5 protein-coding genes are annotated in these 4,236 nt (G+C 39.4%); 4 read left to right on the plus strand and 1 reads right to left on the minus strand.

Annotation, left to right across the window (positions count from 1 at the left end; translation table 11 throughout):
- Window positions 1-236: 236 nt before the first annotated feature.
- The 4 genes from KI655_RS23400 (at window position 237) to KI655_RS23420 (ending at window position 3,559) form a co-directional block, all read left to right on the plus strand.
- On the plus strand, window positions 237-818 hold the full coding sequence (locus KI655_RS23400; protein WP_285409081.1) for a hypothetical protein: 582 nt from the start codon (window positions 237-239) through the stop codon (window positions 816-818).
- A 447-nt stretch (window positions 819-1,265) separates the two neighbouring features.
- Complete coding sequence (locus KI655_RS23405; protein ID WP_285409083.1) at window positions 1,266-2,015, plus strand: hypothetical protein; 750 nt, start codon at window positions 1,266-1,268, stop codon at window positions 2,013-2,015.
- 153 nt (window positions 2,016-2,168) lie between these two features.
- Window positions 2,169-2,597, plus strand: coding sequence for a GNAT family N-acetyltransferase (locus tag KI655_RS23415; protein WP_285409086.1), 429 nt, complete (start codon window positions 2,169-2,171; stop codon window positions 2,595-2,597).
- Between the two features lie 176 nt (window positions 2,598-2,773).
- Entirely contained in the window at window positions 2,774-3,559 is a 786-nt protein-coding gene (locus KI655_RS23420) for a serine protease (RefSeq protein WP_285409088.1), read from the plus strand.
- Between the two features lie 38 nt (window positions 3,560-3,597).
- On the opposite strand, the gene KI655_RS23425 is transcribed toward KI655_RS23420, so the two are convergent.
- Window positions 3,598-4,236: transposase (locus KI655_RS23425; RefSeq protein ID WP_285409090.1), on the minus strand; the 639-nt coding region annotated here is incomplete at its 5' end.

The raw sequence follows: 4,236 nt of genomic DNA on the forward strand, positions 1-4,236 counted from the left end.
GAAAGCTTTAGTTGCAGCTAAAGCCTGGGTCTCACATTACCCGATTGGAGTGCTTATTATCCATACAAAGCATTTAAGAGTGATTCGCAACGCTTGGCAGTTTCGCTTCGCTCAAGTATAGCCAAGCGTCGCTCACACCTTAATGCGGCGTTAGGTGTCGAATTCGAGCGCATCTCTTCTTTTGAGAGAGTTGCATTGGTATACTGCGTCTATTAAAAGAGGTTAATGGAGCATAAGTGAAATTCGGGATAGTAAGAATAGGTTATTCGATTATTTCATGCATATTGGTGTATATAGCATACGAACAATCGGAGCACTTTTTAGACACAACTAGTAAAGCTTTAGACTATCTTTCATATATTGGAACCGTCGCAACTTTAGTAGGGCTTTTGATTACAGTGTGTGAAGTTATTCATAGTGTGAATGTCTCTCGTTCAATTAAGGATGAAGCTTCAGTTATTTTTCAACGAGTTAAGAAAGTGGAAAATGCTTCTACTATCAGTGAGTGTTTATCTGCCTTGGATGATTTGAATAGTGCAATTGGAACTGATGATTATAAATCCGCTCTAAAAATATTCCAATTTTTCAGGAAGTTAAGCGCTAAAACTGGCTTGTTAATTGGCGAGTCGAGCCAAGAAGGAAAACTGGGAACTGTGGGTGATTTAGAGCTCGAAATTATGGCGGCTACTCACTCGACGGAAGAAGCTCCTCTGACTAAAGCTCAGAAAAAAAGTATGACTAAAAAAGTTCTTATAATTAAACAGCAAATTGAAGATAGTAACCCTGCTAAGGGAGGAAGTGAAAATGTTACCGCCTAATATTCAGGATCTCGTAAGCCAGTTAACAGAAAAGACAGAAAGTAATAGTGTTAACTGGCAATACAATGATGATGAGTCTCAAGTGAAGGCTAGCTTCACAAACTTTAGCATTGTTGTTAAGTATGACTTTGATATGCTAGAAGAAGTAGGACAATTCATAATTTGGTATACGGACCTTCATACTGGCGTAGCACATGCTTTCTCGACTAATCAGTTGTATAGAGATTACACAAAGGTCAAGTATTTGTATGACCTAGCTAGATCAACAGGGCTAAATTTTAGTTTTGACTAAAAACACCTAACAAAGCATTTAAGAGTGATTCCCAACGCTTGGCATTTTTGATGTCATCGTTGGGTTTTGTGTTTATGGTTGTATGGTTGAGTTTCGTGGTAGCGTTGCTCACACCTTAATGCGGCGTTATGTGAAAAGAGGTAATAATCGATTTTATGAGAATTGAAGAAGTATTCGCAGCGAAATCCATCAAGGCATATTACGAGAAGAACGGTTCAAGCATCGTAACATACAGTGAGCCTTTACAAGACCCACCGGACATCTTGATGAACGTTGATGGTAATTCAATGGGTATTGAAGTTACTAAAGTTGACGAGAATTCGCAGAATAATAGAACAGGGTATTTTCGAGGCTACGATGCATTCATACGTTCCGTCATAGAAGAATATCGAGAAAAAATACCTGATAATGTAGCTTATTTTGTGACGGTTGCTCACTCAAGCACGCCTGTTGGTAAAATAAGGAAAAACTTCAAAAAGTTTTTTGTGGAGGAGTTAATTGAAAGTGCCTTCTCAAGAGAGAAGTATGAGTTCGTTGATTGTTCAGTAAAAATTAAATTTTCTAAGATGGATTGTCAGGTCAAAAAAGCGTCATTCTCAATAGTGGTCTCAAATATTCCTGTATCTACAAGTAGAAATATTGAAGACTTTCAATTCGGTAGTATACAACCAGATCTCATTCTATTTAATCTAATCAACGATTGCATATCAACCAAAAGTGATAAATGCAGCGGTATTGATACTGCACTTGAGTTAGCACTATTAGATTGCTATGCGCATAAGTACTGTGAATCGGAAGCAGAAATATTTCAGATGTACTCTGATGCATTTGATGGAGTACCTGACCGTGGTGTGTTTAATAAAATCTATGTTGTATTAAGCTCGGGTTCTGTGCAAGAGTTTTAGATTTCACATAACAAACTGTTTAAGAGTGATTCGCAACGCGTGGCATTTTTACTATGCGTTGTGTTTAGTGTTTAAGGTGATATGCGGTAGCATCGGTATTGCATTGCTCACACCTTAACAGGGCGTTATACGCTTTTGAGGAAATAATCCAATATGACCAAGGTAGTATTCAGAAATTGCGATGAGAATAGTCAGTATTGGGTTGCTCTAGATAAGCTGTTTCAAACAGAATGGTCTGATTTTCTGTTCGTAGGTACTTATAAACCACAATCTAATCTTCCACCGGTAATTGTCGCTCTCAGAGACAATCAAGTTATCGGTGGTCTTGCTTATTCGCGCTTTAAAGAGCCTAATGGTGACTCAGAAGTTATTTGGTTTAATGCTGTTTATGTTTCACCAGAGTGGCGCGGTCAAGGTATTGCTAGTGAACTGATTAACCGGGGTGTTAGCCAAGTATCAGCAGCAACTCAAAGTAACCTATATGCTTACACAAATGTACCATCGTTGTACGAGTCATTAGGTTGGTTAGCGCTTGACATTGAAAGTGAGCCAAATCATAAGGTTATGAAAGTTCCGTTGTAGTGTCAGCACGCGTATAACAAAGCATTTAAGAGTGATTCGCAACGCTTGGCAGTTTCGCTTCGCTCAAGTATAGCCAAGCGTCGCTCACACCTTAATGCGGCGTTATGAACTTTGGTTGAAAAACTGATCATAGACCCTCATATAAACATTGTTAGCAATGAAATGGAGAAGTATTCATGGCCAAAATGTCTAGAAGTAACCTAGGTTACCCAGTTCGACTTGTTAGAAGTGATGGTGGGTCTGGTACCGGTTTTTATGTTTTCAAAGATAATTTTATTTACTTAGTCACAGCAAAGCATGTCTTTTTCCATGACTCAGGTGCTTTGAAAGGTGATTCTTGTTTAGCTAGGTCTTATAGCGAAGATTGGGTTGAGGATGATTATACAGAGTTAAAACTTAACCTTGATTACTTGTTAAAGAACGGCAGCCTAAAAGCCCACTCTACTCAGGATGTTTGTGCTATCAAATTAGCTGTATCCGCAGGAGGACAAGTTTACCCATTAGGTATGGCAGGGCGTGAAGTTGAAATCTTAAACAAAAACCAGTATGGAGTTGTTCATATTGATCATGCGTCATGCCCAAAGCGTTTTGATGAAGTTGAGCTAGCAAACGATGTGTTTATGATGGGCTACCCATCGTCAATTGGTACATTAGCAGAACAATTTAATCGAGAAATGCCACTCTTGAGAAAGGGTATTGTGGCGGGTAAATGGAACGAAAAGAAAAGTATTATTGTCGAGTGTCCTTCATATCCAGGCAATAGTGGTGGACCAGTAATTGAACTTGATTATGTTGAGAATAAACCGTGCTACAAGCTCATTGGCGTTGTCTCAGAGCTGATTCCCGTCGATGAGCATTGGAGAAAACAGCAAGTACATGCTGATGCGCAATGGGCTAGAGTAGCTCATTCTGGGTATAGCGCAGTAGTAGCGTATGATTTTGTTGAAGAACTTATGGATTAATTTAGCACGTTCATAACAAACGACTATGGCGTCAATGATTAGTTTTTGGCTATATTTTCATCCCACATTGCGCCATCTCTGAGCATAGAATTAAGGGTCACAACCATCTTTCTTACACACGCGATTATTGCGACTTTCTTAGGCTTTCCGGTTGCTAGAAGTCGAGCATAAGTGGCTTTGAATATAGGGTTACATTGCATGGCTGACATCATCGCCATGTATAAAACGGTTCGTACTTGCGAACGACCGCCTTGGATTACGCGCTTACCTTTATAGCGTCCACTTTCACGTGTGATTGGAGCGACACCAATTAGTGATGCAGCTTGTTTGTTCGTGATATAGCCAAGCTCAGGTACGTTGCTAATTATTGATGCAGCGGCAATGTTTCCTATTCCTGGGACGCTCTGCAATATTGTGTTTTTGGCCTGATATTCAGGGCTATCTTCAATGAGCTTAATGAGCTTTTCTTCTAACTTGGTGATTTGATTTTTTATCGTGGTTAGCATTGGTTTGATAGTCGAGTGAAGAGAAGCTGGGAGTATCTGGATTCGGTTCTTTTCCATGGTTTGCATGGATAACAACTGGTTTCGGCGTATAACTAAGTCACTCATTAAACGTATGTTTTTAGGTTTGATGATAGTAAGAGCTGGTTTGATAGCTTCACCATAGTGAGCGAT

The organism is Vibrio sp. D404a (assembly GCF_030248535.1).
Taxonomy (GTDB): domain Bacteria; phylum Pseudomonadota; class Gammaproteobacteria; order Enterobacterales; family Vibrionaceae; genus Vibrio.